Source organism: Streptomyces sp. NBC_00102 (assembly GCF_026343115.1).
GTDB lineage: Bacteria > Actinomycetota > Actinomycetes > Streptomycetales > Streptomycetaceae > Streptomyces.
In genome coordinates this window covers 5,169,001-5,187,002 of sequence record NZ_JAPEMC010000001.1, presented here as the reverse complement: position 1 = coordinate 5,187,002, position 18,002 = coordinate 5,169,001, and the positions used below count along the sequence as shown (strand labels likewise).

Below are 18,002 nucleotides of genomic sequence, written 5' to 3'. Positions count from 1 at the left end.
CCTCTGGGGTACCCCGGGGGCCTCGGGGGGCGCCAGGATGGCGGGGTGGTCGTGATCAGCCAACCTGGAGAGGCCGTCCCGATGCCGGAGCACACACCGATGGTTTCCGGCCCCCCGCTCACGGGCCCGTTCGACGGCGGCCCGCGGATGACCGAGGTCCTGGCCAGGCCGGCTGCCCAGCAGCCGGCCTGGCCGGACGCCGAGGCGGTGCGGGCCGCCGTGACGGTCCTCAGATCCGCGCCTCCCCTGGTGACGCCGGACGAGACCGACCGGCTGCGCGGGCGGCTCGCGGCGGTGGCGCGGGGCGAGGCGCTGCTCCTCCAGTCGGGCGACTGCGCCGAGACGTTCGCGGGGAACACCGAGTCCCATGTGGACGCCACCCTGCGGTGCCTGCTCGACATGGCGGGGGTGCTCGCCCGGCGCGGCGGACTTCCGGTGGTCACGGTGGGCCGGGTGGGCGGCCAGTACGCCAAGCCCCGGTCGGCCCCGACCGACGCCCTGGGACTGCCCGTCTACCGGGGCGACATCGTCAACTCCTTCGAGCCCGACCCCGTCGCGCGGACCGCCGATCCGCGGCGGATGGTGCTGGCGCACACGCACGCGGCCATGGCGATGAACCGGGTGCGGGCGCTGGCCCGCACCGGCAAAGAGGTCTTCTCCAGCCACGAGGCGATGCTGCTGGACTACGAGGGCGCCCTGCTGCGACCGGGCGGCGACGGTGACCAGGGCGCCCTGTACAGCGGTTCGGCGCATTTCCTGTGGATCGGTGAGCGCACCCGGCAGCTCGACGGGGCACACATCGGTTTCGCGGAGCAGCTCGCCAATCCGGTGGGGCTGAAGGTCGGACCGGGTACGACGCCGGAGGAGGCGGTGGAGTACGCGCGCCGACTCGACCCGGACCGGGTGCCGGGCCGGCTCACCCTGATCTCCCGGATGGGCCGGGGCCGGGTCAGGGACGCGCTGCCTCCGCTGGTGGCGGCGGTCCGGGCGGCCGGCCATCCGGTGGTGTGGTCGTGCGACCCGATGCACGGCAACACCTGCGAGTCGCCCAGCGGGTACAAGACGCGGCTGGTCGAGGACGTGCTGGACGAGCTCCGGGGCTTCTTCGAGGTGCATGCCGAACTCGGCACCCACCCGGGCGGACTGCACCTGGAGGCGACCGGTGAGGACGTCACCGAATGCCTGGACGGGGCGTCCGCCGATGACGACGCCTCGCTCGTCGCCCGGTACGACAGTCTCTGCGACCCGCGTCTCAACTCCTCGCAGGCCCATCGGGTCGCCGACGCCGTGGGCGGCCTCCTCCACGACCACCGGGGCGGCAGCCGTGGCTGAGCGAGTGCCGGTCAGCGGCACGACCCGGCTGTACGCGGTGCTGGGCGACCCGGTCGCCCAGGTGAAGGCTCCCGGCCTGATGAATCCGCTCTTCGACCGCCTCGGCCTGGACGCCGTGCTGGTCCCGGTGCACGTCGCCCCGGAGAACCTGGCCGCGACCGTGCGCGGGCTGTCTTCCGTCGAGAACCTGGACGGCCTGCTCGTCACCGTCCCGCACAAGGCCGCCGCCCGCGCGCTGGCCGACACCGAGAGCACCACCGTCACCGTGACCGGGACCGCCAACGCCATGCGGCGGAACGCCGACGGCGGCTGGCACGCCGACAACTTCGACGGTTCGGGTTTCGTCCGCGGGCTCCGCCTGGCGGGGCACCGGCCCGAGGGGCGCCGGGTCTCGCTGCTCGGCGCCGGAGGCGCGGGCAGCGCCATCGCGGCGGCCCTGCTCACCGCGGGGGTGAGCAGGCTGGCGGTGCACGACCCGCACGCCTCCCGGCTGTCCGCGCTGCTCGCCCGGCTGGAGCGATACTGGCCGGGACGTTCGGCGGCCACCGTGCCGGAGGCCCTGGGCGACGCGGACATCGTCGTCAACGCGACCCCTCTGGGCATGCGCGCGCAGGACCCGCTGCCGTTGCCCCTGTCGGCGCTGGCACCGTCCTGTCTGGTCGCCGACATCATCATGGAGCCGCGCGAGACGGCGCTGCTGCGCGCGGCGGCCCGGCGCGGCCACCAGGTCCACCACGGTTTGCACATGCTGGAGCAGCAGGTCGACTCCTACCGGGAGTTCTTCGACCTGCGCTGACTTCGGGCCGGGCTCCGCAGGTCCGGGCCACGGCACGGTTTCGACTTCCGCCCATCGAGAGACGCGAGGACTCCGGAATGAACAGCGACTGGCTATCCGTCCGTCTGACCGGCGAGCCGGGCGCACCGCCCGACCCGCACGCGGTGTCGGCAGTCGCCGCGCTGGTTCCCGGGCTGGTCCACGGGCAGCTCGCCTCCGCCGCCACGGCGGTCCCGGTGGCCGGGGTGCGCGCACCGGTCTCCGCCGAACTCTGGTTGCGGGCGGGCCCCGAGGTCATCGACGCCCTCGAAATGCGGCTGCGCACCGAGTCGGCCGGCCTCGGGGTCCGGCTGCACCTGGCCCGTCCCGGCCGCCCCGAGGACGGCACCGTCCGGCGCTTGTCGGCCCTCGGCGAGGAACTGGCCGCCGCCGTCCCCGGCGCGGCGGACCTGTCCCCCTCCGCGCAGGCCGCCACGGCCGCCCGGCATCTGCGGCTCCTCACCGGGCTGTTGCCGCAGGCACAGCGGGGCGCGTTCCTCTTCCAGTGCTGGCAGTACTGGAGCATGCCGTTCACCCCCGCCGTCAGGACCCGGCTGAGCGCGGCGGCGGACGGACTCGACGTGTCCGGGTCCGGCGCCGGGGGCCCGGAGGACACCGCCTGGGCGGGGTACGACCGGGCGGTACGGGCCTTCGCCGAGGAGAGCGCGGAGCGGGGCCTCCCGGTGCTCCCCTTCCACTGGTTCGGGCACGCCCGGCACGTGCACCGGATACTCGGTGTGCCACCGGAGGCGGAGTCCTGTGCTGCGCTGGCGCTCCGTCGCGCCCTCTCCGGACGCGAGCCCGCGGTGGCCTGAGGTCCTCGTACCGTCGTCCGGGCCGAGGACCGTCAGAACCCGAGGAGGAGGTGCGGGGCCGGTCCGTGTGCCGCGCCGCACAGGGGGACGTCCGCACGCCGTGTGCGTGCGGACGTCCCCCTGCGCGCATCCCGCGTACGGGACAGCCCTCAGGGGGATCACCGTCGCGCCGGCGCGTCCCCGCGACATCCGGCTCGCCGGGGCTCCGTATCCCCGGGGCTCCGTATCCCCGGGGCTCCACCCGGAACGTCCGGTGGGCCGTGGCGGGGGGTTTCCCCGGCCACGGCCCACCGGACGTGGCCGGGCGGACGGTGCTCATCCGTCGGTTCCCGGCGGACGGTGCCCACCGGACGGTTCTCAGCGGGCGGCGGTCTGGCCGATCAGTTCCAGCAGCTCGCCGGGGCTCCGGAGCACCGCGGCCGGGCGCATGGCCAGGAGCGCGGCTTCGTCGGTCTCCGCCCACACCGCCGCGATGCCCGCTATCCCCGCCCCGCGCGCGCTGGCGAGATCGGTCACCGCGTCCCCCACCATCACGGTGGTGGCGGGGTTCGCGCCCATCAGGCCCATGGCCCGGAGCACGATGTCCGGGGCCGGCTTGGCGTGGGCGACCTCGTCCGAGCCGATGACGTGGGCGAAGTGGTGGAGCGCGTTCAGGCGCCGGAGCAGGGAGCGCGCGCGCTCGCCGCTCTTGCCGGTGGCGACCGCGAGTTCCACGCCCCGGCGGTTCAGCTCCCTCAGCAGGTCCCTCACCCCGGGGAAGAGGGGGACTTCGCCCTCCAGCCGGTAGCTCTCCCGTACGAAGGGTTCCTGGAGGGCGGTCGGCAGACCCATGATGCGCATGATGTCCGGGAAGTACCGGCCCAGATGCCGGGTGTACTCCTCGAACGGCGCGGGTCCCTCGCCCACCGCCTCGCGGTAGGCGACGGCGAACGCCTTGCGCATCACCGGGAAGCTGTCGACCAGGACGCCGTCCATGTCGAAGACGATGTGTCGCGGTGTGTCCGTCAGTGGGCGGTTGTTCATCTCTCTCCTCATGGGGAACGCCGCGCGGGGTTCACCGCTGCGGCACGCCCGCCGCGTCCGGGTGGGGCGCGGAGAGCTCTGAGCGCGCCGAGGCGTAGAGGCGCTCGATGACCTGGATGGTGCGGAGGGTGTCCTCGGCAGCCACGCTCCGGGAGCCGGGGTCGCGCAGACGGGACTGGAGTTCGTCCAGCTGCCGGTCGTACTCGACACCGATGGGTTCCTCGGGAAGGGGCCGGTCGGCCGCCTCGCCGTAGCGGGTGACCACCAGCCGGGAGCCGCCCTCGCGTTGAGGGCTGAATCCGAAGGTGCAGCGCAGGGCCGCCTTGCCGCTTCTGCCCTCGACGGCGAAGGAGGTGACGTCGAAGGGCTCGTGCGAGGCCCAGCTGGTGCGCAGAGCGACGGACACCTGGGCGTCGGTCACCAGGAACGCGCGGGCCGTGTCCTCCACGTCCACCGCGGCCCCCCTGCCGGCGCCGTCCTGACGCCAGCCCGCCGCGGCGGCCCCGTTCGCGACGAAGTCGGCCGAGAAGGCGCCCGCCACCTGGTCGAAGGAGGCGTGCCCCAGGAGGGGCGCCACCACGTCGAAGAGATGCCAGCCGAGGTCGAGGAGCGCCCCGCCGCCGGAGAGTTCACGGTGGGTGAACCAGCCGCCGGCGGCGGGCACGCCCCGGGCGCGTACCCACGACGCCTCGATGTGCCGGACGGGACCGATCTCCCGCACCGCCGCGTACAGGGCTCGTACGTCGGCCCGGTGGCGGGCCGCGCTGCCGGCCAGCAGCAGTCCGCCGCCGGCCCGTTCGGCCTCGGCCAACCGCTGGGCCTCCGCGGAGGTGAGGCAGACCGGCTTCTCCACGAAGACGGCCAGGCCCCTTTCCAGCAGGCCCTCCGCGACCTCCGCGTGCAGGTGGTTGGGGACCGCGACGACGGCCAGATCCACCGCCGCCGGGTCGAGGTCCCGGGTGGTTCCGAGCACGGCGATACCGGGGTACCTGGCCTGGGCCGCGCCCCGGGCCGTCGCGTCGGGGTCGACCACCGCGACCACCTCGTAGGCGGGATGGCTCTGGAGGCGCCGGAGCCAGATCTCCCGGGCCGCCCAGCCGAGCCCGACGACGGCGACGCGGGTGGGACCTGCCTCGCTCACAGCGCCGCCACGGCGTCGCTCACGATCTCGGCGATGCGGTGCATCTGCGCCTCGGTGCCGAGCAGGGTGCGGTGGTGCAGCCAGATGCCCTCGGCGTTGAGGGTCTCGGCGGCCGGGCAGCGCGCGGCGATCTCCTCGACGGTCTCCTGCGGCGCGGAGTGCTCCCAGAAGGCGTCGGTGCGGTAGACGGCGCGGAAGACGGCGAAGGCGGGCAGGCCGCGCGCGATCAACTCGTCGACCAGGGCGTTGCGCCCGTCCTCGGTGAGTCCCTCGACCCGGAACATCGCCATGTAGTGGGGGTTGCGGTCGCAGCGGTCGTCGAGTCGCTGCGGCACCACCCGGGGGATCGAGGACAGCAGGCCGGACAGCACGGGCCAACGCTGCTCGCGGGTGTCGATCTGGGTGTCCAGACGCCTCAGCTGGGCCCGCAGCACACTCGCCGAGAACTCGTTGAGCCGGAAGTTGGAACCCGAGGTCGCGTGCCGGTACGTGCGGTCGGCGCGGGGCCGCCCGCAGCTGTGCCGCACGAAGCCGAGCTCGTAGGACTCGGTGTCGGGGAAGAGCACCGCTCCGCCCTCGCCGGCCGTCATGAGCTTGCCGTTCTGGAAGCTGAGCGCGGCGACGCTGCCGAGCTCCCCGATCCTGCTCCCCCGCCACCGGGCGCCGTGGGCGTGCGCGGCGTCCTGGATCAGCGGGACGCGGGTGTCCGCCGAGAGTTTGCCGAGGGCGTCCATGTCGGCGACCAGACCGCCCATGTGGACCGGCATGATGGCCCGGGTCCGGTCCGTCACGGCGCGCTCGGCCGCCTCGGGATCGATGTTGTACGTGTCGAGGTCGACATCGACCGGCACGGCTGTCGCCCCGAGGCGCTGCGCGGCCTGCGAGGAGGATATGAAGGTGAACGCAGGCACGATGACCTCGTCGCCCGCCTTCACCCCGAGTACCTCCAGGGCCAGTTCGAGGGCGTGCGTGCCGTTGGTCACCGCCAGCGCGCGGGGCGCGCCGTGGAAGCTCGCGAACTCCTCCTCGAAGGTGTCGACCTCGCTTCCGCCCATCCGCCACCACTGCCCCTGCTCCAGGGCGCGGATCAGCCCGGTGCGCTCCTCGTCGCCGTACTGCGGCCACGCGGGGAAGTCGAGTTCTCCAGCAGAATCAGTCATCGCCATAACCTTTCTCCGGAACTTCTCATTGCCGGAGACGTTACTCGCGACGCATTATCCCGTCATTCCCCTACGCGAACCCCTATGACCCCCCAGTGAACGAAAACAGAAAAAGGCGCGGCAGAATTGAGTAAAACCTCCGGTAAGGGGAGGACGGACTCCGCCGCGGCCGCCCCGGGTCGCGGCCGGAGCCGGAGCCGGGCGGACCGTTCAGGGCGGCTGCGGGTCGCTCGCAGGGGTGCTGCACATAGGCCCCATCGCGCAAGGACCCAGTGCGCGCGGGGCGTTGCGCACGATGGGCGGTGTGCGCGATGAGCGGTGTGCGCGATGGGCGGTATGCGCGACATACGGTTGGCGCGCGGGGGCCTTGCGCGGGGAGGGCCTTGTGCGCGCGGGGGCGGCCGGCCGGCGACGGCCGGGCCGGCCCGGAAAGGCGGGAACGCCTCGGCGGCGCGAGCCGCACGGCAAACGTGAGTACATAAGGGGTTCACGTGCGCAGGGCGCCGGAGGAATTCCTTTGCGGCCGCCCCACCCGATTTCTCCGGCCGTCCATTCGCTGCGCGCGCGGACGGGCCGTGGACCACGGATGGGCCGGACACCGGCGGGGCGCGCCCCGGGAAATTCACCGGGGCGGTGGCACGCCCACGCGAGGACAGTAATCGCGAGGATGCCGGCACCCAACCCCCTACCTCCCCAGAACCTCTGTCAGGCGCCGGGCGCCACCTGCCCGGACGCGCCCGCAGCCCTGTCCAGGACCCCGTCCGGACCCGCGTCCGGGCTTCCGGGACACGCTTCGAGCCCCTGGCGCACCAGTCCGATGAGCCGTGCGGCGCGCTCCGCGTCCGATCCGGTCAGCGCTATGCCGTTCGCCAGCAGCATCAGGTCGTCCGCGCGGAGGTCGCAGCGCGCGTCGCCCGCCCGCTGGGCACGGTCCAGCAGCGCGGCGGCGCAGGCGCGCAGGGAGTCGTGCCAGTGCCCGAAGCGTTCCGACTGATGGGCGTCCGGTTCGTCGGCCGCCCATAACGCGAGGTCGCGTTTGCCCGCGAGGTGCTCCACCAGATGCCGGAACCAGCCGAAGAGGGCCTCGCCCGGAACGTTCTCCTCGCACAGCAAGGCTCGCCCCTTGCGGTTGAGTTCGGCCGTCTCGTCGGCGTAGACCGCGATGATCAGGTCCCGGCGGGTCGGGAAGTGGCGGTACATGGTGGCCTTGCCGACCCCGGCACGCCGGGCTATCTCGTCCAGCGGCGCGTCGGCCCCCTGCGCGCGGAAGGTCTCCCCGGCCACGTCGAGCAGTCGCTCGTAGTTGCGTCGCGCGTCGGCGCGGCGCGGTACGAGGGCTGGAGCGGGGACGGGGACCGGAGCGGGATCGGCGGCGTGCGGAGGCATGGGAGATTCCCTTCTCGGCATGGGGGTCCGAACGGCCACGCTACCCGAACGGCCCCGTCCGCCCGGCACTGATCCGGCCCCGCGCCCCCCACCACCACACCTGCGAACTGACCCTGGCGCGACGGGAGTCCGAGCATTCCACCACCCGCCGACGCCGCACGCCGACCGACGCACGCCGACCGACAACGCGCCGGCGCACCGCCTGGCTCGCCCGGCTCGCCCGGCTCGCCCGCAAGGCTCCCCGGGCGCGGGCCGCCCGGAAGCGCGGCCGTCAGGGGCACGCGGGGCGGCACCCCTGGAGTTCGTTCCGTACCGGGGGCGCCGCTCCGCGGATCAGGCGTTCATGAACTGGTCCACCCGCAGCGCCCGGTCGACGATGCGGACGTCGCCGAGGGTGCCGTGGAAGACCTGGTTGGCCTTGCCGGCCCACTCGTAGCCGCCGACGAGGAACGGCTTGTGCAGCGAGGCGAGGCCGACCGCCTTCGAGGTGGGGTTGCGGCCCTCCTCGCAGCCGTTGACGTACAACTTGCTGACCTTGCCGTCGTTGACGACGGCGACGTGCCACCACTCCTGCTGCTGGAGCAGGTGGCTCCACGCGGTGGTCGCCCCGGTCATGTTGAGCGGGTAGGCGTTCCACTGGATCTCCAGGGAACCGCTGAGCCCCAGCGTCATGACCGGCTCGTCCGCGGTCGAACCCGGGCCGTTCTTGCCGGCCTCGGCGGCGGTGCCCGCGCGGCTGAGCATCGAGGACCAGCCGTTGCGTCCGCCGTTCCAGTCGGCGGGCACCTTGAAGAACAGTTCGATGGTGTAGCCGTGCGGGAAGGTCTCCGCGTTGATCGGCGCCCTGTCCACGGTACGGAGGAAGGCGCCGCTGACCGGGTTGCCCTGGCCGGCGAAGACGAGGCCGCCGTGTCCGGGCTGGTCGGGGTGGTGGTCGCCGGTCCAGGTGAGCGCGTTCGCCGCGGCACCCGGGACCTGCTGGAGGACGAGGTCGTTGCCGTTGCCCGCCTGGTCCTGGACGACCGTGCCGACGGGCAGGTTGCCGCCCTCGGAACCGGAGCCGTCGAACCGCCAGTAGGCCAAGGTGCCGGGGACGACCATCCGGCGGGCCGCGCGGGGTGCCCGCTCCGGGACCGGGGCGAAGCCGGCGAAGCGCTTCTCGAAGTCGATGTCCATGGAGAAGTAGTCGACCGGTGAGGTCAGTTCGATCTCCTGGGCGGCGGCCGCGTTCAGCTCGTCCTCGGCGGCGCGCTCCCGCATCCAGGGGGAGAACGTCGCGATGTCGATCCTGCCCCGGTTGAGGTCGAAGCGGTACGAGCGCAGCATGCCGGAGCCGCCGTAGTAGCGGTCCTGGTAGTTGGTGATGTGCAGGTGCACGTCGTGGCCGGCGCTGTTCTTCTTCACGGTGGAGCCGGGCGGCCAGTAGTGGCCGTTCAGGGTGAGGAAGATCTGGTCGTTGTCCTTGATGAGCCCGTCCCACATCTGCTGGCCGTACGCCGAGAGTTCGGCGGAGCCGTCGTCGTACGAGCCGACGATCTCGTGGGTGGTCACGATGACCGGGAGGGTCGGGTTCTCCTTGATGACGGCGTTGGCCCAGGCGAAGCCCGCCGCCGACATGCGCCAGTCGAGGGAGAGGACCATCCAACTGCGGCCACCGGCACGGAAGATGTGGCTGGTGTTGTAGCCGTCGGGGCTGGAGGAGTGGTACGCGGGCGACTTCTTGGCCCGGGCGGGTCCGAAGGTGTCGAGGTACGGCGTCGAACCGCGCTGGTCGTCCCCGCCCACGTCGTGGTTGCCCGCCAGCACGCCGTAGGCGGCGCCCGCGTCGTCGAGCATGTCGAAGACCTTGGTCACGGCGGCGTACTCCTCGGCGTGACCGTTGTTGGTCACGTCGCCGAGGTGCGCGAGGAAGACGATGTTCTCGTCCCTCCCGCCGGCCCGCCCGGCCGGGTCGAGCACGTAACGGAAGGACGCCTCCATCGGGGCGGGGTGGATCCGGTCGATGTCGAACATGTACTGGGTGTCCGGCATGACGACGAAGGTGAACCGCGGGTTCTCCGGGTCCGGGCTCCACGTGCCGCGCGAGCCGCGGCCCTTGGCGTTCCCGCGGCCGTGGGCGTCGGAGGCGTCCTTGTCCGAGGCGAAGGCCGGCGTCGCGCCGCCCAGCAGTCCGGTAGCCGTGGCGGCCACGCCCGCGCCGAGCACGCCGGCGCCGCGCAGGAAGGTTCTCCGGCTCTTGGCCGCGAGCCCTTCGCCTTCGAGATCGGCGGTACGCGGACAGCCGCAGCCGGCCGAGTGCGCGGCCGCTTCCGTCGACAGGCTCCGCTCCGGGGCGTCGGGGCCGCCGTCAGGGGTGGTGTGCATACGTGCTCCCAGCAACGAAAGAAGTGGATGCACGCACGCTAGAAAGGCCACCGGTGCGGGCGGATGTCGCACCGGCGACCGGCTGCCCAACACTCCGACAACTTCGCCAACCGCATGACCTGGTACGGAGCCTTCCTACAGCTCCACCTCGGCCCAGATGATCTTCGCGTCGTGGGTGTAGCGGGTGCCCCAGCGGGAGGCGAGCTGGGACATGATGAAGAGGCCCCGGCCGCCCTCGTCGCCGAGCCGGGCGTGCCGCAGATGGGGGGCGACGAGGCTGGCGTCGCGGACCTCGCAGGTGAGGGTGTGGGTGCGGACCAGGCGCAGCGAGATCGGCGGGGTGCCGTAGCGCACGGCGTTGGTGACGAGTTCGCTGACGATGAGCTCGATCGCGTACAGCGCGTCCTTGGGGACTTTCCACTCGGCGAGGTGTGCGCGGGTCGCGGTCCGTGCCTTCGCCGGGGCGCCCGGGTCGTCCTCCAGTCCGATGGTGGCCACCTGGGCGGAGGCGGCGACCGTGGGGCGGGCGAGGAGCAGCACCGCGCCCTCCGGGGGGACGACGGGCGGGTAGTTGTACAGGATGGCGTCGCCGATCTCCCGAAGGTCCCGGTCGGGCGGTGCGAGCACCTCCTCCATGGGGCGCCGGCCCGGGCGCTCGCGCAGATTGTTGCCGCCGCTGTGCATGACGACGAGGCTGCCCGGTTCCAGCGGGATCTCGGCGGTGGCGAAGGGGGTGTTCTCGGTCGCGGAGAGCGGTGGCCCCTCGGGCAGGTCGAAGAGCTGCGGGGAGCCGTCCGGACGGACGACGTGGGGGATCGGCGCCCCGGCCCGTGCCACGGTCCAGAGTCGGGTGAACGGGTCGTACTCCCCGTAGAGGCAGGTCGCCGTGAGGGGCCGGTTGCGCAGGGCGTCGCCGACGGGGAGCGCGGCCCGCTCCTCGGCGAGCTGGACGGCGATGTCGTTGACCCGCGAGAACAGTTCCTCGGGCGACAGGTCGAGCGCCGCCAACGTACGTACGGCGGTGCGCAGTTGTCCCATGGTCGTGGCGGTCTGGACGCCCTGGCCGTGGACCCGGCCGACGACGAGGGCGGTCCGCGCGCCGGAGAGGGAGATGGTGTCGAACCAGCTGCCGCTGTTGCGTCCGGGCAGGTAGACGTGGGCGGTGTCGACGGCGATCGGGGACGCGGGGCCCGACGGCAGCAGTCTGCGCTGGACGGTGGAGGCGACGGTGTGGTCGCGTTCGTAGCGCCGCGCGTTGTCGACGCTCAGCGCGGTGTGGGCGGCGAGCGTCACCCCGAAGGCGAGGTCGCCCTCTTCGTACGGTTCGCTCCCGCCGCACCGGTAGAGGCTGACCACGCCGAGCGCGGTGCCGCGCAGCGCCAGGGGCGCCACGATCATCGAGTGCGACCCGAACTCCTCGATGGACCTGGCCCGGTCGGGGTCGGTCTCGTACCAGGGCAGGCCGGGGGTGAGCTGCACCAGGCGGGGGCGGAGGTCGCCGAGCGAGAGGGAGTACGGGGTCGGGTGCGGCATCTCCCGTACGTCGCCGACCGGGTGGGCGGCCCCGTCCTTGCCGAGGGGGCCCCGGAAGGCGATGCGGCGCAGCGGCGTGCCCCGGGCGGGCGGGCCCGCAGGAGCGTCGGCGCCGCGCAGGACGTCGTCCACGATCTCCACGACCGCGATGTCGGCGAAGCCGGGTACCAGCGCCAGGACGAGTTCCTCGCAGGTGACGGCGAGATCGAGGGACTGGCCGACCCGTTCGCGTACGGCGTCCAGGGCCGCGGCGCGCGCGGCGTTGCGCTCCTGGGCGGTGATGTCGGCGGCCAGCACGAGCAGGGCCGTGGGTCCGGGTTCGGCGGCGCCCGGCAACGCCCCGGGGTCCGTGTCGGCGGCCAGGGCGTGGAAGGCGACGGCGAAGGTGCGGTCGGTGCCGGCCGGGTCGGTGCGGTACGCCCGGACGACGCCGACGGGCCCGGCCTCTCCCTCGCCGGGGTACTCGGTCCGGGCGGAGGGGGGCCGCTCGGACGGCCGGGGCGCTCGGAACTCGTCGGCCGCGGGGGTCCCCGTGGTGCCGAGTTCCAGGGCGCGCGCCGCCGCAGCGGGGTCGTCGAGCCGGAACACGTCCGTGAGCAGTCGCCCGACCACCTGTTCCGGGGCCTCGCCGAAGGTCAGTGCGCCGGTCCGGACGATGCGCAGATCCCGGTCGACGACGTACGTGCGGATGACGGGGGCGGTCACCAGGGCGTGCAGCAGGGCAGTGGGTGCAGGGTCTCCCGAGGGGACCGCCGACGGCAGGTCGTCGTCCGGCACTGCTCCACCACCGCCCTTCGAACACGACTTCGCGTCACCCCACCTTGGGACGCCCGACGCGCTCGCGCCAACGGGGGACGTACGGACGGAGGACGGGCGGGAACGGGCGGCGGGCGTGCGCCGGACAGGCCGCGAAAGATCGCCGGAGGGCAGCATTCCCAAGGATTTCCGCGGTGGAACGCCGGATTCCGGGGAAGGGGCCGAAGCTTTCGGGCCATCGGCCCCAGGGTGCGCGAGAAGCTCCCGGGGCGGGTGGGGCGAACCCGTCACATGGAAGCCGCAACGCCACGGAGTGGACTATGACGGTCATCAACCGCTCATAAAGTCACCAGCGTTCGGCGGCACCATACAATTTCGGTCACGGGCGACTTCCCTCAGTCGCTCGCCCGGGGTTGACTGGGTGTCACGCATGGTGACGCGAAGGTTCGAAGTCCGGTTCCGCACGACCACCGAATACACCCGTTCGGCGGTCTCGGTAGGACAGGGAAGGAGGGGGGATGACCGCCGCAAGCGCTTGAATCCGCAGGGTGAGGCATTGGCCAAAGAAAACGGCCCCCGGAACGCCGGGTTCCGTCGGCTCCTCACGACCTCGCGCTCCGTGTGCACCACGATCGCCCGCCGAACCCGCCCTCCATCCACATCGCCTTGACGAGGGGTACCAATGAGCCAGATCGCGTTACCGGCGTTTCACATGCCGTTCGCCAGCGCCGGATGCAATCCGGGTCTGGAGAAGACCAAGGAGGCCGCCTGGAATTGGGCCGATTTCCATGGCGTGGAACTTTCACCGGTGGCCCGGAAGAAAATGATCAGAACACGGCCGGAGCTGTGGATCTCCCTCATCTTCCCGTCCGCTTCCCAGCAGCATCTCGACCTTTTCTGCCAATGGCTCTTCTGGGCCTTCCTGGTGGACGACGAATTCGACGACGGACCCGCCGGACGTGATCCCCGGATGTGCGGGACCGCCATCACCCGCCTCGTGGAGGTACTCGACGGGGCCGTACCGCACTCCGCCATGGAACTGACCCTGGAGGAACTGCGGAACCGCACCTACCGCGGGCGCTCGGCCGCCTGGGTACGGCAGTTCCGCCGGGACACCGTGGCCTGGCTCTGGACGTACTACGCCGAGGCGGTCGAGCGGGCCGCCGGACAGGTGCCGTCCCGGGCCGAGTTCGTGAAGCACCGGCGGGATTCCGTGGCGATGCAGCCCTTCCTCGATCTCCACGAGATCACGGCGGGCATCGATCTCACGGACGCCGCCAGGAGCCTCCCCGCGTACGTCGCGCTCCGGGACGCGGTGACCGATCACTCGGGTCTCTGCAACGACATCTGCTCCTTCGAGAAGGAGGCGGCGATGGGCTACGAACACAACGCCGTCCGCCTCATCCAGCGCGACCGCGGGTGCACACTCCAGGAGGCGGTCGATGAGGCCGCCATCCAGCTGGCCCGGATAGCGGAACGGGTTCGGCGCGCGGAAAAGGACCTGGTCGAGGAGATGGACGCGGCCGGGATCGAGGGCGCGGAACGGGTGGCCCTCGAACGGTGCGTGCGGGACTACCGCGGCCTCGTGCGGGGCGACTTCGACTACCACGCACGGGCCGAGCGTTACACCAGGCCGGACCTGGTGGAGCCCGAGGAACGGAGCGAACTCTCCCGGTTCTTCGCGGCGTGAACGGCCCCGCCCGGCCCGGGGACGGGTCGTCGCGAGCGTCCGGGGACTCCTGAGGAGAGACCCTCCCCAGGATCCGTCGGGCGTGCGAGGCGCACACGGTATGCGGCTTCCGGACTTTCGGCGGCGGAACCCCGGAAGCCGCACACCCGGCCGCCTCGGCGCCGCCCCGGCACCTCTTGACCCACGCATGGCCCTCGCATGGCCCCCGCATGGTCGACGCTTCACCCGATCGGGTGAGATCTCGTGCAACACTGACCCCTCCGGCACCACAGGGTCGGCCGGTTCCTGAGAGCTGTCCCGCAGTGCGGAGACCACGCACGCACCGACCACACCCCAGGAAGAACCCCGGCCGACGGATCGCCGCTCTCTCATCATCATCCTCGGGGAATCACACGTGAGATCGAAGCGAAGAATATGGACCACCGCTGCCGTCGCGACCGCGGCGGTGGCGGGTCTCCTGGTGTTCCAGGGGGTCACGGGCAACGACGGCGCCGACGGGGGCGTGGACGCCAAGTCCGCCCCCGCGAAGGCCGATGTCCACGAGAACGAGCTCAAGGTCTCGGCGGACGGCACCACCGCCGCCTTCGAGCAGAAGGACACCAAGCCCTTCAGCCTGCTGGGCGTCACCTGGACGGACCCGGCGGCCAAGGTCTCCGGCACCGTCGAGGCGCGGACCCGCTCCGTGGCGACCGGCGAGTGGACCGGCTGGCTCCCGCTGGCGACCGACGTGGACGGGCGCACCGAGACCGGCCAGTCCGGGGTACGGGGCACCACCGAGCCGCGCTGGGTCGGGGCGTCGGACGGCGTGGAGGTACGGGTGACCTCGGGGGGCACCTCCTCCGCCGGTCTGCCCGCCGGTCTCCGGCTGGACACCGTCGACCCCGGCACCTCGGGATCCGACGCGGAAACCGCCGCGTACGCACAGGACATGACGGAGGGCTTCGCCGAGGACGGCGAGAGCGAACAGCCCACTCCGACGGACACCACCTCCGCGCCGGAGACCCCCGATCCGACCGGGACCGCCGGGACCGACGACCCGCCGGAGACCGGTGAGCTGCCCGGTACACCCACCGGGGAGCCGGAGCCGACCGCGACGACGACGGCCCCCGCCACCGGGGAGCCGAGCGTGTCGGCGACGCCGACCACTCCGGCGCCGTCCCCGACGACGGCCTCACCGTCCCCGACCCCGGCGCCGGCGCCGGTCTCCACGATGCCGAAGCCGCCGATCGTCAGCAGGGCGGGCTGGGGCGCCGACGAGTCGCTGAACGACGAGGCTCCGGAGTACACGACCTCCGTGAAGGCCGTGTTCGTGCACCACACCGCGCAGACGAACGACTACTCGTGCAAGGACTCCCCCGCCATCATGCGGAGCCTGCACGCCTTCCACGTCCGGTCGAACGGCTGGAAGGACCTGGGCTACAACTTCATCGTCGACAAGTGCGGGACGATCTTCGAGGGCCGCAAGGGCGGGGTGGACCGGCCGGTCTTCGGCGCCCACACCTACGGCTTCAACCGTGAGACGGCCGGTATCGCGGTCATCGGGATGTACAGCGACACCAAGGCGTCGACCCCCGCGACCACGGCCGTGGCGAGGCTCGCCGCGTGGAAGCTCGGCCAGTACAAGGGCGACCCGGCGGGCAAAACGACCCTGGTGGCCGGCGCTACGCAGCCGAACGGCACCGGCATCTCGTTCACCGAGGGGAAGAGCTACACCTTCAACCAGATCTCCGGGCACCGCGACGGCTTCAACACCGAGTGCCCCGGCACCGCGCTCTACGGGCAGTTGGGCGCGATCCGCTCCGCCGCGGCGGGACCGGTCACCGGACTGGCGATCTCCTCGGTCACCGGGAGCAGCGCCTCGGGCTCGACCACGTACACCCAGTCGGGCGTGAAGGTCGCCTGGACGTCGGCCACTCCGGCCGCCCTCGTCTCGAAGTACGAGCTGCTGGTGGACGGCAAGGTCGTCGCCACCACCAACGGCAGCACCACCTCCGCGTCGGCGACGCTCGCCGTCGGCACCCACAAGGTGCAGGTCCGCGCGACGCACATGTCGGGCAAGGTCGCACCGCTCTCGGCCGCCGCGACCGTGGTCGCCGAGAAGACGGCGCCCACCTTCACCACGAAGCCCTCGCTGGCACTGAGCGCGGGCACGGTGAACACCACGGCCGTTCCCCTCACGCTGAAGTGGAAGGCCGCGGACGCGATCGCGCTCAGGGAGGTCCGGCTCACCGCCCCGGTGGCGAAGACCTACTCGGCGACCACCACCAGTGCGGCGCAGACCGCCAAGCCGGGTGTGGCGACGACCTGGAAGATGTCGGCCTACGACCGGGCGGGCAACACCGCCGCCGCCTCCGTGGCCGGCACCCCGGTGATCCTCCAGGAGACCTCCGCCACACGGACGGGCACCTGGGCCGCGAAGTCCTCGACGAGCTACCTCGGCGGGAAGTCGTACTCCAGCAGCGGCAAGAACGCGAGCATCTCGTGGACGTTCACCGGCCGTTCGGCCGCGCTGGTCGTCTCGCGCGCCTCGACCTCGGGGCAGGTGTACGTCTACGTGGACGGCAAGAAGACGGCCACGGTGGACCTGAAGTCCACCACCACCAAGTACCGCGACGCGATCTGGACGACCACCTGGTCGGCCGCCGCGAAGCACACGGTGAAGCTGGTCGTGGTCGGCACGACCGGCCGGCCCGCCATCACCACGGACGGGCTGGTCTACCTCAAGTAGCCCTCGTACGGCACCGTTCGTGACGGCGCGCCCCGGACGGTGGACCACCGTCCGGGGCGCGCCGCCGTGTTCAGGGCTCGCTGCGGTCCCGGGCGCACCGGAACCCGCCGTGGCCGGTGGAGGAGTCGGGGGTGTTGTGGGAGCGGGCGGCGACCCGGTAGCGGTTGCAGTAGGAGGCGTGGCAGAGGTACGAGCCGCCGCGGATGACGCGTTCGCCCGGGCCGAAGGCGTCGGCGCACCACTCCCAGACGTTGCCGGAGGTGTTGTGGAGCCCGTATCCGTTGGGCGGGTAGGCGGTGACGGGTACGGTGCCGGGGCCGCCCGGCCGGTCGGAGCGGTGCGGGAAGTCGCCCAGCCAGGTGTTGCAGCGCTCCTCGCCTCCTGGGGTGAACTCGTCGCCCCACGGGTAGCGGGCGCTCTCCAGCCCGCCCCGGGCCGCGTACTCCCACTCCGTCTCGGTGGGCAGCCGCAGCCCGGCCCAGGCGCAGTAGGCGAGGGCGTCGTCGTGGGAGACGTGGACGACGGGGTGGTCGGCGCGGTCCTCGACATGGGAGCCGGGGCCCTCGGGGGCGGACCAGGTGGCGCCCTCCACGCCGAGCCACCAGGGTGCTCCGGGGACGGTGCCGAGGACGTGGCGCCGGGCTTCGGGGTGGACGAGGTGGTGGAAGACGAAGGAGCTGCCGAAACGTTCGGCGTCGGTGCGGTGTCCGGTGGCCCGGACGAACGCGGCGAACCGCTCGTTGCTGACGGCGGTGGTGTCGATGGCGAAGGCGCCGACGGCGACCCGGCGCGCGGGTCCCTCGTGGTCGGCCCGGTATCCCTCGTCGAAGGCGTCGCCCATCCAGAAGGTCCCGCCGGGGAGTTCGGCCATGGTGTGCCCGGCGGCCGGTGCGTCCCCCGTGGGCGGCGGCACCACGGGTATGCCGAGCAGCGCGGGGCCGGTGCCGGACGCGTGCGGGGCGCGGCCGGGGGTGCAACAGGGCCGGTCGGACGTGCTCATGCTCAGGCTCCCGGTGGTGGCGGTCCGCCGCACGGGCGGCGGTCGGGCGGGGCGGGCGCCCGTACGGGTTCGGCCGGTCGCGCCCGCCCACCAGGATCGCCGGGGCGCCCGCGGGCCGCGTCGGCGGGTCCCGGGAAACGCCGGAGGGCACCCGTCGGCACCGGCCGGCACCGGTCGGGGACCGGGTGCGACGGGCAGGTGACCGGAGTGCGGCCCGCCGTGGCGGGGCTGTTGCGGGACCGTGAATTCGCCCCGGGCCG

12 protein-coding genes are annotated in these 18,002 nt (G+C 72.7%); 5 read left to right on the top strand and 7 right to left on the bottom strand.

What is annotated here, in order from left to right; translation table 11 throughout:
- Positions 1-147 precede the first annotated feature (147 nt).
- The 3 genes from OHA55_RS23245 to OHA55_RS23235 all read left to right on the top strand — a co-directional run bounded on the left by OHA55_RS23245 (position 148) and on the right by OHA55_RS23235 (position 2,961).
- A complete protein-coding gene (locus OHA55_RS23245; RefSeq protein WP_266709319.1) occupies positions 148-1,332 on the top strand; it encodes a 3-deoxy-7-phosphoheptulonate synthase in 1,185 nt (394 codons plus the stop codon).
- Positions 1,325-2,128, top strand: a complete 804-nt coding sequence (locus OHA55_RS23240) for a shikimate dehydrogenase (protein ID WP_266709317.1) — start codon at positions 1,325-1,327, stop codon at positions 2,126-2,128. The genes OHA55_RS23245 and OHA55_RS23240 overlap by 8 nt, the downstream gene beginning before the upstream one ends.
- A gap of 77 nt (positions 2,129-2,205) precedes the next feature.
- Entirely contained in the window at positions 2,206-2,961 is a 756-nt protein-coding gene (locus OHA55_RS23235) for a hypothetical protein (RefSeq protein WP_266709315.1), read from the top strand.
- Positions 2,962-3,318: 357 nt separating this feature from the next.
- Here the strand turns inward: OHA55_RS23235 and OHA55_RS23230 are convergent, their stop codons facing one another.
- The 6 genes from OHA55_RS23230 to OHA55_RS23205 form a co-directional block, all read right to left on the bottom strand.
- The gene (locus OHA55_RS23230; protein ID WP_266709313.1) at positions 3,319-3,984 is read right to left on the bottom strand and encodes an HAD-IA family hydrolase; all 666 of its coding nucleotides are present in this window, start codon (positions 3,982-3,984) and stop codon (positions 3,319-3,321) included.
- A gap of 31 nt (positions 3,985-4,015) precedes the next feature.
- Positions 4,016-5,125 carry a Gfo/Idh/MocA family protein gene (locus tag OHA55_RS23225; RefSeq protein WP_266709311.1) on the bottom strand — a complete coding sequence of 370 codons (1,110 nt, stop codon included), beginning with the start codon at positions 5,123-5,125 and terminating at the stop codon, positions 4,016-4,018.
- A complete protein-coding gene (locus OHA55_RS23220) occupies positions 5,122-6,285 on the bottom strand; it encodes a DegT/DnrJ/EryC1/StrS family aminotransferase (protein WP_266709309.1) in 1,164 nt (387 codons plus the stop codon). The genes OHA55_RS23225 and OHA55_RS23220 overlap by 4 nt, the downstream gene beginning before the upstream one ends.
- A 705-nt stretch (positions 6,286-6,990) precedes the next feature.
- Entirely contained in the window at positions 6,991-7,671 is a 681-nt protein-coding gene (locus OHA55_RS23215) for a TetR/AcrR family transcriptional regulator (RefSeq protein WP_266709308.1), read from the bottom strand.
- Positions 7,672-8,004: 333 nt separating this feature from the next.
- Positions 8,005-10,035, bottom strand: coding sequence for a LamG-like jellyroll fold domain-containing protein (locus OHA55_RS23210; protein ID WP_266709307.1), 2,031 nt, complete (start codon positions 10,033-10,035; stop codon positions 8,005-8,007).
- Between the two features lie 135 nt (positions 10,036-10,170).
- Positions 10,171-12,345, bottom strand: a complete 2,175-nt coding sequence (locus OHA55_RS23205) for a SpoIIE family protein phosphatase (protein ID WP_266709306.1) — start codon at positions 12,343-12,345, stop codon at positions 10,171-10,173.
- A gap of 691 nt (positions 12,346-13,036) precedes the next feature.
- On the opposite strand from OHA55_RS23205, the gene OHA55_RS23200 reads away from it, so the two are divergent.
- Together OHA55_RS23200 and OHA55_RS23195 are read left to right on the top strand one after the other, a co-directional pair.
- The gene (locus OHA55_RS23200) at positions 13,037-14,014 is read left to right on the top strand and encodes a terpene synthase family protein (RefSeq protein WP_266709305.1); all 978 of its coding nucleotides are present in this window, start codon (positions 13,037-13,039) and stop codon (positions 14,012-14,014) included.
- Positions 14,015-14,408: 394 nt separating this feature from the next.
- Positions 14,409-16,742, top strand: coding sequence for a peptidoglycan recognition protein (locus OHA55_RS23195; RefSeq protein WP_266709304.1), 2,334 nt, complete (start codon positions 14,409-14,411; stop codon positions 16,740-16,742).
- A gap of 70 nt (positions 16,743-16,812) precedes the next feature.
- On the opposite strand, the gene OHA55_RS23190 is transcribed toward OHA55_RS23195, so the two are convergent.
- On the bottom strand, positions 16,813-17,613 hold the full coding sequence (locus tag OHA55_RS23190; RefSeq protein ID WP_266711081.1) for a formylglycine-generating enzyme family protein: 801 nt from the start codon (positions 17,611-17,613) through the stop codon (positions 16,813-16,815).
- Between the last annotated feature and the right edge of the window lie 389 nt (positions 17,614-18,002).

Excerpts from the sequence above, each read along its gene's own strand:
- OHA55_RS23210 (WP_266709307.1), bottom strand. The coding sequence starts at position 10,035 with ATGCACACCACCCCTGACGGCGGCCCCGACGCCCCGGAGCGGAGCCTG.
- OHA55_RS23215 (WP_266709308.1), bottom strand. The coding sequence starts at position 7,671 with ATGCCTCCGCACGCCGCCGATCCCGCTCCGGTCCCCGTCCCCGCTCCA.
- OHA55_RS23200 (WP_266709305.1), top strand. The coding sequence starts at position 13,037 with ATGCCGTTCGCCAGCGCCGGATGCAATCCGGGTCTGGAGAAGACCAAG.
- OHA55_RS23245 (WP_266709319.1), top strand. The coding sequence starts at position 148 with ATGACCGAGGTCCTGGCCAGGCCGGCTGCCCAGCAGCCGGCCTGGCCG.
- OHA55_RS23220 (WP_266709309.1), bottom strand. The coding sequence starts at position 6,285 with ATGACTGATTCTGCTGGAGAACTCGACTTCCCCGCGTGGCCGCAGTAC.
- OHA55_RS23235 (WP_266709315.1), top strand. The coding sequence starts at position 2,206 with ATGAACAGCGACTGGCTATCCGTCCGTCTGACCGGCGAGCCGGGCGCA.
- OHA55_RS23190 (WP_266711081.1), bottom strand. The coding sequence starts at position 17,613 with ATGGCCGAACTCCCCGGCGGGACCTTCTGGATGGGCGACGCCTTCGAC.
- OHA55_RS23230 (WP_266709313.1), bottom strand. The coding sequence starts at position 3,984 with ATGAACAACCGCCCACTGACGGACACACCGCGACACATCGTCTTCGAC.